Source organism: Pandoraea norimbergensis (assembly GCF_001465545.3).
GTDB classification, from domain to species: domain Bacteria; phylum Pseudomonadota; class Gammaproteobacteria; order Burkholderiales; family Burkholderiaceae; genus Pandoraea; species Pandoraea norimbergensis.
Map to the genome: position 1 here is coordinate 276,641 of NZ_CP013480.3, position 16,717 is coordinate 293,357.

Annotated in this window: 15 protein-coding genes; 11 read left to right on the forward strand and 4 right to left on the reverse strand. The window is 64.5% G+C overall.

The window, feature by feature from the left end; all coding sequences use genetic code 11:
• The first annotated feature begins 163 nt into the window (after positions 1-163).
• The 3 genes from mdlC (at position 164) to AT302_RS01155 (ending at position 4,843) form a co-directional block, all read left to right on the forward strand.
• Positions 164-1,792, forward strand: a complete 1,629-nt coding sequence (mdlC, locus tag AT302_RS01145) for a benzoylformate decarboxylase (RefSeq protein ID WP_058376831.1) — start codon at positions 164-166, stop codon at positions 1,790-1,792.
• 95 nt (positions 1,793-1,887) lie between these two features.
• Positions 1,888-3,348 carry an aldehyde dehydrogenase gene (locus AT302_RS01150; protein WP_058376832.1) on the forward strand — a complete coding sequence of 487 codons (1,461 nt, stop codon included), beginning with the start codon at positions 1,888-1,890 and terminating at the stop codon, positions 3,346-3,348.
• A gap of 109 nt (positions 3,349-3,457) precedes the next feature.
• Positions 3,458-4,843 carry an MFS transporter gene (locus AT302_RS01155; protein WP_084655964.1) on the forward strand — a complete coding sequence of 462 codons (1,386 nt, stop codon included), beginning with the start codon at positions 3,458-3,460 and terminating at the stop codon, positions 4,841-4,843.
• A 23-nt stretch (positions 4,844-4,866) separates the two neighbouring features.
• Here AT302_RS01155 and AT302_RS01160 read toward each other — a convergent pair whose 3' ends face one another.
• The 4 genes from AT302_RS01160 to AT302_RS01175 all read right to left on the reverse strand — a co-directional run bounded on the left by AT302_RS01160 (position 4,867) and on the right by AT302_RS01175 (position 8,823).
• On the reverse strand, positions 4,867-5,865 hold the full coding sequence (locus tag AT302_RS01160) for a M24 family metallopeptidase (protein WP_058376833.1): 999 nt from the start codon (positions 5,863-5,865) through the stop codon (positions 4,867-4,869).
• Between the two features lie 196 nt (positions 5,866-6,061).
• Positions 6,062-7,006: a PDR/VanB family oxidoreductase gene (locus AT302_RS01165; protein WP_058376834.1), complete on the reverse strand. Its 945-nt coding sequence runs from the start codon at positions 7,004-7,006 to the stop codon at positions 6,062-6,064.
• Complete coding sequence (locus AT302_RS01170) at positions 7,003-8,061, reverse strand: aromatic ring-hydroxylating dioxygenase subunit alpha (RefSeq protein WP_058376835.1); 1,059 nt, start codon at positions 8,059-8,061, stop codon at positions 7,003-7,005. Before AT302_RS01170 ends, AT302_RS01165 begins: the two co-directional genes overlap by 4 nt.
• 93 nt (positions 8,062-8,154) lie before the next feature.
• Entirely contained in the window at positions 8,155-8,823 is a 669-nt protein-coding gene (locus AT302_RS01175; RefSeq protein ID WP_058376836.1) for a GntR family transcriptional regulator, read from the reverse strand.
• A 214-nt stretch (positions 8,824-9,037) separates the two neighbouring features.
• On the opposite strand from AT302_RS01175, the gene AT302_RS01180 reads away from it, so the two are divergent.
• The 8 genes from AT302_RS01180 to AT302_RS01215 all read left to right on the forward strand — a co-directional run bounded on the left by AT302_RS01180 (position 9,038) and on the right by AT302_RS01215 (position 16,703).
• Positions 9,038-9,880 (forward strand): gallate dioxygenase, encoded by an 843-nt coding sequence (locus AT302_RS01180; protein WP_058376837.1) that lies wholly within the window; start codon positions 9,038-9,040, stop codon positions 9,878-9,880.
• Complete coding sequence (locus tag AT302_RS01185) at positions 9,877-10,236, forward strand: protocatechuate 3,4-dioxygenase (protein WP_058376838.1); 360 nt, start codon at positions 9,877-9,879, stop codon at positions 10,234-10,236. The genes AT302_RS01180 and AT302_RS01185 overlap by 4 nt, the downstream gene beginning before the upstream one ends.
• A gap of 13 nt (positions 10,237-10,249) precedes the next feature.
• The gene (locus AT302_RS01190) at positions 10,250-11,590 is read left to right on the forward strand and encodes a LysR family transcriptional regulator (RefSeq protein ID WP_058376839.1); all 1,341 of its coding nucleotides are present in this window, start codon (positions 10,250-10,252) and stop codon (positions 11,588-11,590) included.
• A 395-nt stretch (positions 11,591-11,985) separates the two neighbouring features.
• Complete coding sequence (locus tag AT302_RS01195) at positions 11,986-13,182, forward strand: ABC transporter substrate-binding protein (RefSeq protein WP_058376840.1); 1,197 nt, start codon at positions 11,986-11,988, stop codon at positions 13,180-13,182.
• Between the two features lie 109 nt (positions 13,183-13,291).
• Positions 13,292-14,164: a branched-chain amino acid ABC transporter permease gene (locus tag AT302_RS01200; protein ID WP_058376841.1), complete on the forward strand. Its 873-nt coding sequence runs from the start codon at positions 13,292-13,294 to the stop codon at positions 14,162-14,164.
• Between the two features lie 13 nt (positions 14,165-14,177).
• Complete coding sequence (locus AT302_RS01205; RefSeq protein ID WP_058376842.1) at positions 14,178-15,254, forward strand: branched-chain amino acid ABC transporter permease; 1,077 nt, start codon at positions 14,178-14,180, stop codon at positions 15,252-15,254.
• Positions 15,251-16,000, forward strand: a complete 750-nt coding sequence (locus AT302_RS01210) for an ABC transporter ATP-binding protein (RefSeq protein ID WP_058376843.1) — start codon at positions 15,251-15,253, stop codon at positions 15,998-16,000. Before AT302_RS01205 ends, AT302_RS01210 begins: the two co-directional genes overlap by 4 nt.
• Positions 15,993-16,703: an ABC transporter ATP-binding protein gene (locus tag AT302_RS01215; RefSeq protein ID WP_058376844.1), complete on the forward strand. Its 711-nt coding sequence runs from the start codon at positions 15,993-15,995 to the stop codon at positions 16,701-16,703. The genes AT302_RS01210 and AT302_RS01215 overlap by 8 nt, the downstream gene beginning before the upstream one ends.
• The last annotated feature ends 14 nt before the right edge of the window (positions 16,704-16,717 follow it).

Genomic DNA, 16,717 nt, shown 5'->3' on the forward strand with positions numbered 1-16,717 from the left:
CATCACAGAAAAGTCATGCAAAAGCGTAATGACTTCGGCACATAAAAGCAATTCCAGTGCATATATCGGCTGCCTATACTCGCTCGCATCACCCGACGCATCGCGATCGCCCGGATCGTGACGGCCGTTGGGACCAACAAGATCAACGAGACAAGCGCAAGTTATGAACGACAGCCGAGAACTGCGTGCTGGCGAAGCCGCCGGCACCACGACCCAACTCACCGTGCGCGAGGTCGTCATCGACCTGATGCGACGCCACGGCATGACCAAGGTCTTTGCCAACCCCGGTTCAACGGAGCTGCCGTTGTTCCGCGATTTCCCTGCCGATTTCGAATACGTATTGGGGCTGCAAGAAGCGGTCGTCGTTGGCATGGCCGATGGGTACGCGCAGGCGACCGGTAACGCAGCATTCATCAACCTGCACTCGGCAGCCGGCGTAGGCAACGCCATGGGCAACATCTTCACGGCGTTCAAGAACCAGACGCCGCTCATCGTGACTGCCGGTCAGCAAGCGCGCTCGATCCTGCCGTTCGATCCGTTTCTCGCCTCGGTGCGGGCCACCGAATTGCCACAGCCGTACGTCAAGCTCAGCCTGGAACCGGCGCGCGCCGAGGACGTGCCGCTCGCCTTGGCACGTGCCTATCACGTCGCGATGCAGGAGCCGAAGGGCCCGGTCTTCGTATCGATTCCGGTCGATGACTGGGACCGTGCGGCCGAACCCGTGCCGCCGCGTCAGGTGAGCACGCGGGTGCAGCCGGACGCCGCCGCACTCGATCAACTCGGGGCGGCGCTCGACGCGAGTGAGCGTCCGGTCTTTGTCGTGGGTTCGTCGATTGATCGCGCCGGCGCTTTCGATGCCGTGGTCGCGCTGGCCGAGCGTCACAACGCGCGCGTGTTCACCGCACCGATGTGCGCGCGCTGTGCCTTCCCGGAAGACCATCGCCTGTTCGCGGGCTTCTTGCCGCCGATGCGCGAGAAGATCGTCGGTCTGCTGGGCGGCCACGATCTGATTCTGGTCATCGGCGCACCGGCCTTCACGTATCACGTGGAAGGCGCCGGCCCGCATGTGCCCGCAGGTGCGGCGCTGTTCCAGTTGATCGAAGACCCGGGCGTAGCTGCGTGGACACCGGTAGGCGCCTCCGTGGTCGGCAACGTGCGCCTTGGCGTCGAAGCACTGCTCACGCGTGCCGCCCCTCGGCTGCGTGCCTTGCCCGCGCCGCGTACCGTCCCGCCGGTGGCGACGCCGGAGAACGGCGACGCACCGATGTCGACGGCCTTCGCGCTGCAAACCCTCGCCAGTCTTCGCGCCACGCAAGACATCGTTGTCGAAGAAGCTCCGAGTGCACGCTCGGTCATGCAGCAATACCTGCCCTTCACGCAGGCCGGCACGTTCTTCACGATGAACAGCGGTGGTCTCGGATATTCGATGCCCGCAGCCGTCGGCGTGGCGATGGCCAGCCCGGGCCGCCGCGTGATCGGGTTGATCGGCGACGGCTCTGCGATGTACTCGATTCAGGCGCTGTGGAGTGCAGCCCAACTGCGCCTGCCGATCACGTTCGTGATTCTGAACAACCGCCGCTACGCCGCATTGCAGGACTTCGCGCCATCGTTCGGCTTCGGTCCGCACGACCCGGTGCAGGGCACCGATCTGCCGGATCTCGATTTCGTGCATCTCGCGGCAGGTATGGGCGTGCGCGGCGAGCGCGTGACGCAAGCGCTTGCGCTGCGCGACGTCTTGTCGCAGGCCATCGAGAGCGGCGAGACCCGTCTGGTCGAGATCGAGGTGGCATGATGCACAGCGCGCGCGCATGCCTGACACCGGCATACGCCAACCTGTGACGACGCCTTCACGGCGTCCTGCGAATTCAGCAAAACAAGGAGACATGCATGCAAACCCCTCAGACGCTCACGATGCTGATCGGCGGCCAACGTGTTGCCGCGAGCAATGGCGCAACGTTCGAACGGCGTAACCCGCTCGATGGCGAAGTCGCCTCACGTGCCCCGGCAGCCACGCTCGACGATGCGCGCGCTGCTGTGCGTGCTGCGTGGGCGGCATTCCCGGCGTGGTCGAAGACGGGCCCGAGCGAGCGCCGCGCACTGCTGATGAAGGCAGCCGATCAACTCGAAGCGAAGGTCGAACAGTTTCAGGCCGCGATGGCGGCAGAGACGGGTGCCTCCGGGCTGTGGGCTGGCTTCAACGTGCATCTGGCGGCGCAAGGTTTGCGCGAAGCCGCCTCGATGACGACGCAAATTGCTGGCGAGGTGATTCCGTCGGACGTCCCCGGCAGTCTCGCCATGGGCATGCGGCAGGCCGCAGGCGTGGTGCTTGGCATCGCCCCGTGGAACGCCCCAGTCATTCTTGGCGTACGCGCGCTGGCCTTGCCGCTCGCATGCGGCAATACGGTCGTGTTCAAAGGTTCCGAGTTGTGCCCGGCCACGCATGGACTAATTGCCGATGCACTCGAAGAAGCCGGTTTGCCGCCGGGTGTGGTGAACTTCGTGACGAACGCGCCGCAAGACGCTGGCGCGATTGTCGATGCGTTGATCGCCGAGCCTGCCGTTCGCCGCGTGAACTTCACGGGCTCGACACGTGTGGGCCGCATCATTGCGACGCGCTGCGCCGAACACATCAAACCGGCCGTGCTGGAGTTGGGTGGCAAGGCGCCCTGTCTGGTGCTCGACGATGCCGATCTCGAGGCCGCCGTGAATGGTGTGGCCTTCGGCGCATTCGCCAACTCGGGACAGATTTGCATGTCGACCGAGCGCATCGTCGTGGCCGAAGCCATTGCGGATACCTTCACCGAGAAGCTGGCGGCCAAGGCGCGCGCGCTGCCGCTGGGTGACCCGCGCAACGGCCCGGTCGTGCTTGGCTCGGTCATCGACATGGCGACCGTCGAGCGCTGCAACGCATTGATCGACGACGCGCTGGCGAAAGGGGCAACGCTGCTTTGCGGCGGTCGCGCCGAGACCACGCTGATGCCCGCGACGCTGCTCGATCACGTCACGCCCGACATGAAGATCTACCGCGAAGAATCGTTCGGCCCGGTCAAGGGCATCGTGCGCGTGCAAGACGATGAAGCCGCGATTGCCTGCGCCAACGACAACGCTTACGGCCTGTCGTCGGCGGTGTTCAGCCGCGACATCGCGCGTGCGATGCAGGTCGCCGCCCGCATCGAATCCGGCATTTGCCATATCAACGGCCCCACGGTGCACGACGAAGCGCAGATGCCGTTCGGCGGCGTGAAGGCGAGTGGCTGGGGACGCTTCGGCGGCAAGGCCGGTATCCACGAGTTCACCGATTTGCGCTGGGTGACAGTGCAAACGACACCGCGTCACTACCCGTTCTAAGCCATCAGGCCGGGTCAGCGCGGTCATTCAGTTCCAGTCAGTTTCGTAATGCAAGACCACCATACCGCCGCAGCCGGGAGACCGGAACAGACGGCCGGAGGAGACAACCGTGTCACAACCTTTTGAAACCGCCCCTGCGGGCGGCGGCAACCCGATGGCGGAGTCGCAGCGCAATGACGCCGCGCCAGGTGCCGCACCCAGTGCAACATCAAGCGCCCCGAAAGGCGCAGCGGCGGGCTATGGCCGGGTGGTGGCGGCAAGCTGCTTCGGCACGGCCATCGAGTGGTACGACTTCTTCGTCTATGGATTTCTCGCGCCCATCGTGTTCGACCGGTTGTTCTTCCCGCAGCTCGATCCGATGGCGGGGATGATCGCGGTGTTCGCGACGTTTGCCGTCGGCTTCGTCGCGCGGCCGATCGGCGGCATTGTGTTCGGACACTTCGGCGATCGCATCGGACGCAAGTCGATCCTGCTCTTCACGCTGATTCTCATGGGCGTGGCGACCACGCTCATCGGTTTGCTGCCCACGTACGACATGATCGGCATGTGGGCGCCGATCATGCTCGTGACGCTGCGGTTCGTGCAGGGCTTCGCACTGGGCGGAGAATCGGTCGGCGGTTTGCTGATGACGGTCGAGGGGGCCCCGGCACATCTGCGCGGCCTGTTCGGTGGACTGATTCAGGCGGCCGGGCCGACGTCGATCGTGGGCGCATCGCTCGCCATTGTTCTGATCACACGGCTGCCGGAAGAGGATCTGCTCAGCTGGGGCTGGCGTATCCCATTCCTCGTGAGTCTGCTGCTCGTCGCACTCGGCACGTACGTGCGTCTGAAGGTCGAAGAGTCGCCGACCTTCAAGGCCGTCGAGAAGCACCGCGAGATCGCCAAGGTGCCGGTCGTGGAAGTGCTCACGCACTACTGGCGCCCGACGCTCGTGACGTTCTTCATCTGTCTGGCCGAGACGAGCTTCTTCTATCTCGTGGCGATTTTCTCGCTGTCGTATGGCACCAAGACGCTCGGCCTGCCGCGCGGCATGATGGCCGACGGCGTGCTCTACGCGAACATTCTGGCGATGCTCACTATCCCGGCGTTCGGTATGCTCTCCGACAAGCTGGGGCGACGCCCGATGTTCCTGATGGGGCTGGCGGCGACGGCGATCTTCATCTACCCGTTCTTCCTGATGATGGGCAGCAAGGAGACCGCACTGGTCGTGATGGCGATCGTTATCGGTGCGGGCGTGATCCACCCGATGATGTTCGGCCCGGAGGGCAGCTTCTTCTCGGAGTTGTTCGATACCCGCGTGCGCTTCTCGGGCGTGTCGCTGGGCAAGCAGATCGGTACGGTGCTGGGCGGGGGGCTCGCCCCGATGATCGCGGCGAGCCTGCTGGCGTGGAGCCATGGCCAGATCTGGCCGGTGATCGTGTACTTCCTCGTGCTGGCGGCGATGGCGTTGGTCTCGACGTTCCTCGTACGCGAAACCAAAAACCGCACGCTGTGACGGCGTGATGGTGCGGCAGGCGCTTAGCTCAGGTAACTGAGCGGCGCGTCGCGATTCGCGCAGCCCGCAAGGTGCTGAGCGATGGGCAACGGGTCGCGACGGCTGTATTCACGTAACTGCAAATTCTCGGTGCGGATACGGCGCAACAGATGCTCCCGAAACGCCGTCTCCGACTTGTCGCTCTCGGCAGGCGGCGCGTCGAGCAGACCCATCGAGACGAGATGGAAGTCGGAGATTGCGTTGACAGGTGGCGTGGTGCCGAGGTCGGCCAACCGGTTCAGTTCGCGGGCGACCTTGTTCAACCGGGCGTCCATCAAGTTGTTTCGATGTTGTGCGAGCGTGGGTAAGGGGGCCGGAATCGCGCTCCCCAGTTGAAACGACTGATCGAATTGCAGGGCCTTGAGCGAGCCGATCGTGAGCGTCGCATCGTCCGTCATCAACGACATCAGGCCAGTTTCATGACAGAAGTGGCCCAGATCGAACAACTGGCCATAGCCCAGATGGGCCATCTTTTTCTCCAGCAACTGACCCAACTCGAAGCACCGTGCGGCCGGCTTTGCCGGGCACCCATTCACGGCGGGCAAGATCGCGTAAAGCGCCTTGAAGGCGACGTCGTGGATGGCCTTTCGAATGTCGTGAACACAATCCGGCACGCTTGCCGTGCGCCATTTCTCGGCGCAGGCGTCAATCAGGTCGTCGCCTTTGCGAGTGGAGACAGGCGGCGCGTGATGCACCGGTTGTGAGAGTGGAACGAGCTTCGTCAGGACGGCGGCGGGCGAACCGAATCTGTCATGTTCGGCGGGCCGTCCGTCCAGACGCCGCACGTCTTCGTCATCGCGACGCGCGCGTTGCACGGCGACCAGTGAGTCGTTATCGAGTCGATCGATAGCGGGCGGGGCAAGCACCGGTTGTTGCACCAGCGCAGGAAAGGGGATGGCGGCGAGACCGGCCGACGCGTTGAAGGACGCGTTGAAGGACGCGTTGAAGGATGCGTTGTGGGATAGCGCGAACATGATGGGCATAACCTCTCGAAGATGGCAGGGCAAAGGGGCCGGGCGCGGATCGGACAGCGCTCGCCATCGTAGAAGTGTCCCGCTCAGGAGGTTGTCGGTTCGTGCGTGGGGTGTTGGGAAAGCGAACGGCAACACAGCAAGCGAAACGCCCTGCTCGCAAAGCGAAGCAGGGCGCTCACATCACCGTGCGGTGAGTCGGATGGCGCTACAGATCCAGCACGAGCATGGCCGATTTGCTGCGCGAACAGCAGGGCAGCATCTGATCGTTGGCGGCGCGCTCTTCATCGGTCAGATAGACGTCGCGATGATCGGGGGTGCCGTCGATCACGCGCGTGAGACACGTGCCGCAGACACCTTGCTCGCACGACATCTGGATTTCGACGCCTTGTGCCGCGAGCGCTGCCACGATGGTCTCGTCTGCCTTCACGTCGATCACGCGCCCCGTCGAATGCAGCTTGACTTGAAACGGCGCATCGATCGCACCGTCGGTCGCGGCGGGTGCGGCAAAGTATTCGCGATGCACATTGCCCTCGGGCCATTGCGCAGCTTCTGCACGCGAGAGTACGGCATCGATGAAACCGGCCGGTCCGCACACATACAGATGCTTGCCGCCCGACGGTTGCGCAAGGATCGCGGTGAGATCGGCACGGGCCCCCTCGCTGTCGTGATAGACGCGCGTGTTCCCTGCGAGATCCGCCTGCGCGAAGCGTTCGCCGAACGCCGTACGGGCCGGCTCACGCGTGCAGTAATGCACTTCGAACGACGCCCCTACCGCAGCCAATGCCTCGGCCATCGCCAGAATCGGCGTCACGCCGATGCCCCCGGCGAGCAGGATGCTGTGCTTCGCCTTGTCCACCAGCGGGAAGTGATTGCGCGGTTCGCTGATCTCCAGTTCGACACCGGCCGACAGCGCGTGCATGCCGGTCGAGCCGCCACGCGATGCGGGGTCGCGCAACACGCCGAGACGATAGCGCCCGGTGTCCCCGGGCGCATTGCACAGCGAGTATTGGCGCACGAGTCCGCCGGGCAGATGCACGTCGATATGCGCGCCGGCGGTGAAGCCCGGCAGCGGGCTGCCGTCGAGACTCACCAGATCGAAGGCGCAGATATCGGTTGCGACGTCCTGCTTGTTTGCCAGCCTGACTTTCATGCTGCGTGCTCCGCGTCTTGCGTGGCGCCCGCACGCTCGGCATCGATCAGACGATCGAGTACCTTACGCGATTGCACGCCACCGGCGTCGATGTTGAGCTTGAGAATCTTCTTCTCCGGATACGCCGACAGGTTGCGTTGCTGCGCTTCGAGCACATCCTGGTCTTCGGCGAAGATGCCGCCTTGGCCGCGCTTGATCGCCGCGGTCAGCTCGGCGTCTTCCGGCTTGAAGTTGCGTGCCATGCCCCAGAAGTACCAGATCGACTCGTCGGTCTCGGGCGTGATGAAGTCCACCACGATGCTGCCCGCCTTCTTGTCCGCAGGGGCGTTGTAACCGCCATGGCCTGCGTGCGCGACACCCACTTCGATCATCACGTGGCTCGGCGGCGTGAAGCGGCAGATCTGCCAGCGATCGCACGGCACCTGATCGTCCAGACCGTTCGCGCGCAGTGCGCTCGCCCAGAACGGCGGCGCCTTGATGTTCTCCATGTGACGCGCGGTTACCACGCTGTCACCTTCCGTGACCGTCTTCGGCGGCGCTTCTTCGATTTCTTCCTGCCCGATGCTGCTCGCGTGCACGTACGTCTCGTGCGTGAGATCCATCAGGTTGTCGATCATCAGGCGGTAATCGCACTTGATGTGATACAGGCCGCCGCCATAGGCCCATTGGTCGCTCACGGCCCATTCCAGATGCGGAATTTCGTCGGCGTTGGCGAGCGCGGCATCGCCGGGCCACACCCACACGAAGCCGTAACGCTCCACGCACGGGAATGCACGCGTCTTCGGAAAACCGCCGACGCGCTGGCCGACCATCTTCGTGCACTTGCCGCCGCCATCGACCGTGAGGCCGTGATAGCCGCACACCAACTGGCCGTCCTTCACGAAGCCCAGCGACAACGCCGCGCCACGATGCGGGCAGAAGTCTTCCAATGCCGCTACCTTACCGTCGCCGTCGCGGAAGAACACCATCGGCTCGTTGCAGACCTTGCGGCCCAGCGGCTTCTCGGCGAATTCGTCCGGCGTGCAGGCTACATACCAAGTGTTTTTGAGGAACATGATCGTTTGTCTCCTTGGCGCGCCTGGGGACGGCGCACTCTTGTTTCGATAGGGAATGAGGAAAAGGTCGGCGGGCGCGCGGGGTCGAAACCCTCAGAGCAACTGCGCCCCCATGCTGTGTTCTTGCGTGACGATGTGCTCGCGGCACATGAATTCGGCGCGGTCGGGCTGACGCGCGGCAATCGCCTCGACGATGGCGTGATGCTGGCGATGGGCATACGCGATGATGTCTGCGTACTGACGGCGATCTTCGTGCCCGAACGCGACCGTGCGGGGGGCGACGAACGGCACCAGATTGCAGCGCGCGATAAAGCCTTCGAGCAGCGGATTGTGGGCACCCGTCACGAGCAGATCGTGAAAGCGCGCGTTGAGCGACGCGTAGCCGATCTGCACTTCCGGCGTCATGGTGTGATCGGCCAGCAACGCATCGCCTTCGGCGAGCAGGTCGCGCAGTTGCTTGAGCAATTCGGCGCTCGCGCCCTTCTCGGCCAGCAGACGGGCGGCATAGCCTTCGAGTGCGCCGCGCAGATGCAACGCTTCCACGCTCTCGTCCCGGGTGTGGGCACGCACCGCATAACCACGCTGTCCGGCGCGTACGACCAACCCTTCCTCCGCGAGTACCGGCAGCGCTTGCCGGATGGGCATGCGCGAGACCCCAAGCTGTTCGGCGAGCTTGGCTTCGGCCAGACGTTCGCCCGGGGCGAGCTCGCCCTTGAGAATCATCTCGCGCAATTGAACGGTGGTCGGCGTGGGGTGCAGCATGCGTTTCCTTTGGGTCGCTGGATGGCATGGCCGGTCATGAATACGCCGGCCTTTTTTCATTATGGGATCCCGTAAATCCAAATCGCATCAGTAGATACCCTGCTTTATGCAAATATGGGATCCCGTATAGACTCGGCCCTGCATAAATGCGGGCGGTGTCATGCGTGCCATGACGCCATCCGGCATCACAAGACAAAAGAGACGGAGACTTATCGTGGCAAAGATCATTGGGGGGATTGGCACGTCGCACGTGCCGACCATCGGCGTGGCGTACGACAAGGGCAAGCAGCAGGATCCCGCGTGGGCGCCGCTGTTTCAGGGCTACGAGCCCGTGGCGAAATGGCTGGCCGAGAAGCAGGCCGACGTGCTCGTGTTTTTCTACAACGATCACGCCACGACGTTCTTCTTCGACATGTATCCGACGTTCGCGCTGGGTGTGGGCGAGTCGTTCCCGATTGCCGACGAAGGCGCGGGCCTGCGCCCGCTGCCGCCGATTCGTGGCGACGTGGCGTTGCAGGCACACATCGCCGAGTCACTCGTGAACGACGAGTTCGACCTCACCGTGTTTCAGGACAAGCCGATCGATCACGGTTGCGCCTCGCCGCTGCCGCTGCTCTGGCCGCACAAGCCGGACTGGCCCGGCACGGTCGTGCCGATTGCCATCAACGTGTTGCAGTATCCGCTGCCCACGGGCCGCCGCTGTTACCGGCTGGGGCAGGCTGTGCGCCGCGCGATCGAGTCGTACCCGGAAGACCTGCGCGTCGTGGTCGTGGGCACGGGCGGCCTCTCGCACCAGATTCACGGCGAGCGCACCGGCTACAACGACGAAGCATGGGATCGCGAATTCCTCGAACTGCTTGAGCACGAGCCGGAAACGCTGGCCGAACTCAAGCACGTGGACTACGTGCGCCGCGGCGGCGCCGAAAGCGTCGAACAGATCATGTGGCTGTCGATGCGCGGTGCGCTCGGCCCGAACATCAGGCGCCTGCATCTGAACTACTACCTGGCAACCACCACGGCGATGACCGTCGCGCTCTACGAGGAGGAGGCCGCATGAATCCGCAACTCGAAGGCATCGAATCGATCACCGGGACTTACGCGTTCGATTTGCGCGTGAGCAACCGCACGCTGCACCTGAATCGCTTTTTCTGGCACATGATCCGCGCCGAGAACCGCGAAACGTTTCTGAACGATCCGGCCGCCGCGATGACCGCAGCTGGCCTGTCGGCTGAGGAGCAGGCGTTGGTGCAAACGCAGGACTGGCTCGGCCTCGTGCGCCATGGCGTGAACTTCTTCGTGCTGGAGAAGTTTGCGCGTGTGGTGCGCAAGACCAATCTGGAGGTGTACGCAATCATGCGTGGCGAGTCGCTCGACGACTTCATGGCAACGCGGCGCGTGCCGACGATGCGCTGAGCGAGCCCTTTGCATGTCGATCGACACCGTCATCAGTCTCACCAACGCCCCCCCGACGTCGAGCCTTGCCTGTCATGAGCGCGGCACTTGGAGCCGCGCGCCGCAGAACAACGATGCCTCGCTGCTATGCCGCAAGTTGCGTGGCTTGCGCGCGATGGTCGCCGTCCTCGAATGCGACTCGGTCGCGCGGGCGGCGCGCATGCTGCATCTGTCGCAGTCGGCGGTGGCGCGCTCGATCTCCGATATCGAGGCGGAGCTGGGCTTCCCGTTGTTTCATCGCAGCGGGCGCGGCCTGATTCCGAACGCGGCGGGGCAACGTCTCGGCGTACGGGCGACGCGTGCACTGGCAGAGTTGGCCAACGGCTATCGCGAGGCCTTTGCCGCCACGGCGTCACAGGCGGACGGCGGGGCGCGTGCGGCGAGCCGCTTTGCGGCGGTGGTGGCGCCACAACAACTCACGAGCTTCATCGCGGTGGCAGAGCTGGGCAGCGGTCCGCTGGCGGCGACCCGTCTGCAATGCTCGCAACCCACGATTCAACGCAATCTCGATCAGCTTGAAGACCTCATCGGCATCAAGCTGTTCCGGCGCACGCCGCGCGGCACGCGTCTGACCGACGAGGCGCAGGCGTTACTCGGCCCGGTCAAGCGTGCGCTCGCGGAGCTGGCGATTGCGGAGGACGAACTCGCGCCGTTCGGCGGGCGTCAGCAAGGCACGGTGATCGTGGCGGCGCTGCCGTTGTCGAGCGGCTTTCTGTTGCCGAAAGCCATCGACAGCCTGTTGCACAAGTCGCCGTATCTCACGGTGACCGTCGTCGACGGCACGTACGAGGCGCTGGTGCGTCAACTGCGACAGGCCGACGTCGACATGATCGTCGGCGCGTTGCGGGCGAACGACGTGCCGGCCGACATCCGGCAGGAAGCGTTGTTCGAAGACCACCTGTCGGTGGTCGCGCGTGCCGATCATCCATGTCTGACGATGGGGCGCGAGCCGACGCTCGCGGAACTGGCGCAGTACGGCTGGGTGAGCCCGCTGCCGTGCACCCCTGCGCGCGGCGTGTTCGAACGCGTTTTTCGCGCAGAAGGACTCGCGCTGCCACAGACGCAGGTGCATGCGAGCAGTTCACCGGTGGTGCGCGGCTTGCTGCTGTCGAGCGACCGGCTGGCGTTGCTCTCGCCGGTGCAGATCACTTCCGAGTTGCGGACTGGCGAACTCGCGGTGGTGCCGGTCGCGCTTCAGCATGCGCGTCGCGCCATCGGTCTCGCGACGCGTCGCGACGGTCTGTTGTCGCCTGCCGCAGAGCAATTGCTCGACGAACTTCGGGCGCTCGCTCCGACAGTGCAGCACCCGAACTGACCCTGTGCGGCACCCCCGCACGACTCCCTCCGCGAGCGCGGCGAAATTCGCCGGAATCGCCATGACTTGCATGTCGCGCGACTGGCTCGCGCGAGTGCGCTCTCCCGCTTCGACGCACTAACGACGCCCGCCCGCACAGCCTTGTGCCGCGGGCGTTCCACGGGTGGTGCTGCGCGTGTCCCGCAGCGCGAAATTGCGTGCGTCGAAATCGTTCCATAACGTAGGGGAAATCTCGGGGATATACGAAAAACGCAACGCTGGACTCGGGAGTTTCATTCGACGTCACCTTTTCGGCTGCCTAAGCTGTTCCGGACATCATCGAAAAGGCCCGCCTCCCCGGCGCGGACCTCAACAAAAAACGGAGCGGCGCGCGACGCCGACGAGGAGACGACACCATGATGAAGCGCCACTTGTGGCTCGCTGTGGCACTTGCGAGCGTTTGCCAGTTCACCTCCATGGCCGCACGCGCCGACGACATCAAGATCGGCGTGCTGGGCCTGTTCTCCGGTTCCGCCTCGTGGTGGGGCACCGAGTACCGTCGCGGCATCAACCTGTGGATGGAGCAGAACAAGAACAAGGTCGGTGACGACACGCTCGTGATTCTGGAGCGCGATGAAGGCGGCGTGAATCCGCAACGCACGCGTCAGCTCGCACAGGAACTCGTGGTGCGCGATCAGGTGCAGTACCTGTTCGGCGGCTCGTTCACGCCGAACGTGCTGGCCATGGCCGACGTGGCCAACCAGACCAAGACGCCGCTCGTGATCGGCAATTCGGGCACGTCGAGCGTGACGCTCAAGTCGCCGTACTTCGTGCGCACCGGCTTTACGCAATGGACCGTGAGCGTGCCGCTGGTCGAATACGCCGCGAGCAAGGGCATCAAGAACGCCGCCATTGTGGTGGCCGACTTTGCCACGGGCTACGACGCGATCGACGCGTACTCGGAAACCTTCAAGAAAGCCGGCGGCAAGATCAGCGTCGAAGTGAAGGTGCCGCTGGGCACGACGGACTTCTCGAGCTATCTGCAACGCGTGCGCGATGCCAAGCCCGAAGCCGTCTTCATGTTCATGCCGGTGGGCCCGATGTCGGCCGGTTTCGTGAAGGCCTTCAAGGAGCGTGAGCTCGATAAGGCCGGCATTCAGCTCTTCGCGACGACTGAGACGATGGAGTCGGACCTGCCGGCCATCGGCGACAGCGCACTGGGCACGATCACCGCACTGCACTACTCGCCGTACCTGACGTCGCCGGAAAATACGACGTTCGTGAAGGCCTATAAGGCCAAGTACGGTCCGGGCGCGCTGCCGTCGATTGCCTCGGTGTCGGCGTACGACTCGATGACGCTCATCGCCCAGATGATCAAGGCCACCAAGGGCAAGAAGGACGCCGACAAGGCCATCGCCGCCGTGAAGGGCTACGCCTGGACGAGCGCACGCGGGCCGGTGTCGATCGACCCGAAGACGCGCGAAATCATCCAGAACGTGTACATCCGTCGCGTGGAGACCATCGACGGCAAGCTCGGCAACAAGCCCATCGAGACGTTCAAGTCGGTGGTCGAGCCGTGGCATCTGAGCCACCCGCAAGTGGCGGCCAAGTAATCCACGCATTCGATGCGATCGATGCGCTCAACGTCATCGATGTGATTGATGTGATTGATGTAACAGCGAGCGCCCACGCGCTCGCTCCCCCCGCCCCCGGTACTTCCTCATGACGCAATCGCTTGCCACTTTCCTGTCGTTGTCGATCGACGGTGTGGCTTACGGGATGCTGCTGTTTCTCATCTCCGTAGGTCTCACGGTCACGCTCGGCGTGATGCGCGTTGTCAACCTCGCGCATTCCGCCTTCGCCATGATCGGCGGTTATTTCACCCTGTGGGCCATGCAGCATGCCGGGCTCGACTTCTTTGTCGCGCTGCTCGTCGGTGTGGCCGGCACGATGGTGCTCGGCGCCGTGCTCGAGCGCACGCTGTATCGCTGGGTCTACACGGCCAACGGTCTCGGGCAGTTGCTCATGACGATCGGGCTGGCGTTCATCATCTGCGCCATCGCCAAGCATCTCGCGGGGACGGAGCTGCAAACCATTCCGGTGCCGCAGGGGCTGCGCGGCACGTGGGATCTGGGTGGCTTCTCGGTGTCGATCTATCGCATCTTCGCGCTGGTGTGCAGCGCCGTCGTGGCACTCGGTATCTGGTGGGGGCTGGAGCGCACGCCGTTCGGCGCCAAGCTGCGCGCGGCGGTCGACAACCCGCGCATGGCGCGCTGCGTCGGCATCGACGTGCCGCTCGTGTTCTCGATCACGTTTGCCATCGGTTGCGGCCTGTCGGGGCTTGGCGGTGCGTTGTCCAGTCAGATTCTGCCGCTGGAGCCGTACTACGGGCTGAAGTATCTGGTGCTCGTGCTGATCGTGGTGGCCGCCGGTGGTCTGGGCAGCCTGCGTGGCTCGCTGTACGCCGGTCTGCTGCTCGGTCTCATCGATACGCTGGGGCGCTACTACGTGCCTGCGCTCGGCGCTTTCATGATTTATCTGGCCGTGCTGGCCATTCTGCTGATCCGCCCGCAAGGGTTGGTCGGCCGCGCCTGAGCGGAGGGTGACGATGCAAAACACGAATCCCTCCCAACTGTCGGCGGCCGGTGTGGCGCAGGTGGCCCCGGCACTGCGCCGCAAGCGGCTTGGCGTGCTCGATGCCGTGCTGCTGGTCGCTGCCGTGGCGACGTACTTCTTTGCCGATCTGTATCTCGCGCTCGCCACGAGCGTGGTGATCATGATCATCTTTGCGCTCTCGCTCGATCTCGTGCAGGGCTACTGCGGTATCGAAACACTGGGTCATGCGGCGTTCTTCGGCAGCGGCGCGTATGCCGCCGGACTGTTCGCGCTGCACGTCTCGCCGAACCCGCTGCTGGGTCTGGTCGCTGGGGCACTCGTCGCGGCGGTGGTCGGGTTGATCACCGGCATCGTGGTGCTGCGCGTGAGCGGGCTCACGCAGATCATGCTCACGCTCGCGTGCGCCACGCTGCTGTATGAGGCGGGCAACATCGCCAAGTCGATCACGATGGGCGACGACGGCCTGACCGGCTACACCATCGCCCCCGTGCTCGGCCTGTTCGAGTTCGATATCTACGGCCACACGGCGTATGTCTATGCGCTGGTGGTGCTGGTGGTGGTCTTTCTGTTCACGCAGTTCCTCGTCAACTCGCCGTTCGGTCTGACGGTGCAGGGCATTCGCGAGAACGCCATGCGCATGTCGCTCCTGGGCGTTCGCGTGGGTTTCCGCCGCCTGATGCTGTACACGATCGCCGCTGCGGTGGCCGGTGTGGCCGGTGCGCTCTCCGCGCAGGTCAACAACATCGTGGCACTCGACACGCTGTCGTTCACGCTGTCGGCCAACGTGCTGGTGATGCTGGCGCTGGGTGGCACCGGACGCCTCTACGGTGCGGTACTCGGCGCCGTGGTGTTCATGGTGTTGTCCGACCGTATTGCCGCCATCGATCCGACCAACTGGCTGGCCGCGTTGGGCGTGCTGCTGATCGTGGTGGTGCGCTTCGCGCCGGACGGTCTCATCGGTGTGGTGGATCGCTTCGCGCTGCGTGCGCGCCGCCGTAATACGGGCCATGCCTCCGTGCCCGCCGATGCGAACGCCAAGGCGAGCGCAGACAAGGAGGTGACGCTGTGAGCGCCGCACTCGAAATTCAAGGGCTGTCGAAGCGCTTCGGCCAGCTCGACGTGACCCGCAATGTGACGCTCTCGCTGCAAGCCGGTGCACGTCACGCGCTGATCGGCCCGAACGGCGCTGGCAAGAGCACGTTGATGAACCTGCTTACCGGCGTGCTCAAGCCCAACTCGGGCGTGGTGCGCGTGGGCGGCACCGACGTCACGTCGATGCCCTCGCACAAGCGCGTGAAGCTCGGGCTGGCGCGCACGTTCCAACTGAACACGCTGTTCAACACGCTGACCGTGGCCGAGAACGTGGGCCTCGCGCTGACCTCGCGCCGCGGGCTCGACGGCCGCATCGGCAAACCGCTGGCGAGTCGCCCCGAAGTGGTGGAAGAAGCGGCGGAGCGTCTGCGTGCACTCGGCATGCTCGATCTCGCGGGCCGTCGTATCGACGAACTCGCTTATGGCCAGCGCCGTCAGGTGGAGATTGCGCTGGGGCTGGCACTCGACCCGAAGGTGTTGCTGCTCGACGAACCTGTCGCAGGTGTGCCGTCGGGGCAGGGCCGCAAGTTGTTCGACCTGCTCGAACGTTTGCCTGAAGACGTGGCGGTGATGGTCATCGAACACGACATGGATCTGGTCTTCCGTTTTGCGCGCCGTATCACCGTGCTGGTGGAAGGTGCCGTGCTGATGGAAGGCGAGAAGGAAGAAGTGCGCCGCGACTCGCGTGTGCGCGACATTTATCTGGGGCGTCGCCATGACTGACATCCTGCTCGAAGCCGGCGGACTTAGCGCGGGCTATGGCGAGACCATCGTGCTCGAAGACCTGAGCCTGCGGCTGGCCGCTGGCGAAGCCATCGCCATTCTGGGCCGCAACGGTGTGGGCAAGAGCACGTTGTTGCTCAGCCTGCTCGGGCTGACCACGCGCCACGGCGGCGTGATTCGCTATCTCGAAAACGACATCTCGCATTGGCCTGCGTACAAGCGGGCGCGCGCCGGTCTCGCACTGGTGCCGCAGGAGCGCGAGATCTTCAAGTCGCTCTCCGTCGAAGAGAACCTGCAAGTGTCAGCCATGGGTGAGGCGTGGACGCTGGAACGCGTGTACGACCTGTTTCCGCGACTCGCCGAGCGGCGCCGCAATCTGGGCAATCAGCTCTCGGGCGGCGAGCAGCAGATGCTCGCCATCGGCCGCGCGCTGATCGGCAACCCCCGTGTGGTGCTGTTCGACGAACCCTTCGAAGGGCTCGCGCCGGTGATCGTCGATCAACTCGTCGACGCGTTCTGGAAGCTGCGTGCCGACGGCGGCATGGGCGTCGTGCTGGTGGAACAACACGCCGAACTGGGGCTGGAATTGACCGACCGCGCGCTGGTGCTCGACCGGGGCCGCGAGGTCTGGGCAGGGCGCAGCAGTGAACTCGCAGCGTCGCCGGAATTGCTCGGTGCGCTCGTTGGGCTGGAAAGCGTTTGATCGCCGGTGGATGG

Coding starts and splice junctions, on each gene's coding strand:
- AT302_RS01185 (WP_058376838.1), top strand. CDS start 9,877: ATGAATCCGCAACTCGAAGGCATCGAATCGATCACCGGGACTTACGCG.
- AT302_RS01165 (WP_058376834.1), bottom strand. CDS start 7,006: ATGAAAGTCAGGCTGGCAAACAAGCAGGACGTCGCAACCGATATCTGC.
- AT302_RS01195 (WP_058376840.1), top strand. CDS start 11,986: ATGATGAAGCGCCACTTGTGGCTCGCTGTGGCACTTGCGAGCGTTTGC.
- AT302_RS01205 (WP_058376842.1), top strand. CDS start 14,178: ATGCAAAACACGAATCCCTCCCAACTGTCGGCGGCCGGTGTGGCGCAG.
- AT302_RS01190 (WP_058376839.1), top strand. CDS start 10,250: ATGTCGATCGACACCGTCATCAGTCTCACCAACGCCCCCCCGACGTCG.
- mdlC (WP_058376831.1), top strand. CDS start 164: ATGAACGACAGCCGAGAACTGCGTGCTGGCGAAGCCGCCGGCACCACG.
- AT302_RS01160 (WP_058376833.1), bottom strand. CDS start 5,865: ATGCCCATCATGTTCGCGCTATCCCACAACGCATCCTTCAACGCGTCC.
- AT302_RS01200 (WP_058376841.1), top strand. CDS start 13,292: ATGACGCAATCGCTTGCCACTTTCCTGTCGTTGTCGATCGACGGTGTG.
- AT302_RS01170 (WP_058376835.1), bottom strand. CDS start 8,061: ATGTTCCTCAAAAACACTTGGTATGTAGCCTGCACGCCGGACGAATTC.
- AT302_RS01150 (WP_058376832.1), top strand. CDS start 1,888: ATGCAAACCCCTCAGACGCTCACGATGCTGATCGGCGGCCAACGTGTT.
- AT302_RS01175 (WP_058376836.1), bottom strand. CDS start 8,823: ATGCTGCACCCCACGCCGACCACCGTTCAATTGCGCGAGATGATTCTC.
- AT302_RS01215 (WP_058376844.1), top strand. CDS start 15,993: ATGACTGACATCCTGCTCGAAGCCGGCGGACTTAGCGCGGGCTATGGC.